Consider the following 977-nt stretch of genomic DNA (forward strand, 5'->3'; position numbering starts at 1 on the left):
ATCTTGGGAAGCGGGCCAATTCCCGCTCGATGGCTCCGTCAGTGTGCGGCGGCGGGCGCGATCACCGCGAAGGCTTCAGCCGAGCGGCCGCAGCTTGCTAGCGGACCCCTTGCGGGTTGATCGTGGAAGATCCGCAGCCGCACCAGGAAAGCCATCACGAGAGAGCGGGATTGGACTGCCCACAAAGAGTGGCGTCCGATGACCCGGGCCTGTTCGCACAGAAGCGGGCCACCCGCTCACGGTGAAGCGTGGTCCTCTCGATCGAAACAGCGCACTTTCAGGACAACGAATTCGTGTCGGCCCTGCCACGCGCAGTAGTGGGACAAGCGACCCGATATGGTGATGCGGTTCGGCTACGGGCCGACGATGCCCTGTCGACTCGGTGATAGCCTAAACAGCGGTGATGCACCCACGCGAATAGCCAGAGCGAAGGTCCGGAGAGTTGGCACAGCAATCATCTCGGGCGGAGCTATCGCCCCGCCCGAGTTGATGCTCATCCGAGAGCCGCCATCTGCAGGTCGGCTGCCTTGCGATCGACGCTCTGCCCGGGGTTCTCCACCGGCCGTTCGAAGGGCTTCCAGACCTCGCCGACGACCTGTTCGTAGGCATTGACGGCGCCCTCGGCGGCCATGCCCAGCGCGTGGGCCTGGAGCGCCATGTCGGCGGCGAACTCCCGCTTGCGCTGGGCGGCGCTGTCGAAGCCGACCGGTCCACCGACATCCTCATCCCGGTCGTCGCAGGCTGACTTGGCCGTGGCGTCGCGGGCCTCGGTCACGGAGCGGCTGTAGAATTGGCCGGCGCCATGAGCGGAGCCGACATACGCTCCGACGATGCGCTGCAGGTGGATCTGCATGGCGCGTTCGCCAAGTCCCTCGTCGAGTGCTGCGGCCGTGTCGACGATGAGCTTCTCGTGCAGCTCGCGGATGCCGTCGCTGTCGAGGACCGGCAGGCCGAAGCTCTCGGAGATGAGGGAGCAT

General features: G+C 66.0%; 1 protein-coding gene. It reads right to left on the reverse strand.

The window, feature by feature from the left end:
- Positions 1–493: 493 nt before the first annotated feature.
- The coding region (locus EN749_RS36365) for a hypothetical protein (RefSeq protein ID WP_128365040.1) at positions 494–977 on the reverse strand (484 nt) is incomplete at its 5' end.

It is taken from the genome of Mesorhizobium sp. M7A.F.Ca.ET.027.02.1.1 (genome assembly GCF_004022985.1).
In the GTDB taxonomy this organism is placed as follows: domain Bacteria; phylum Pseudomonadota; class Alphaproteobacteria; order Rhizobiales; family Rhizobiaceae; genus Mesorhizobium.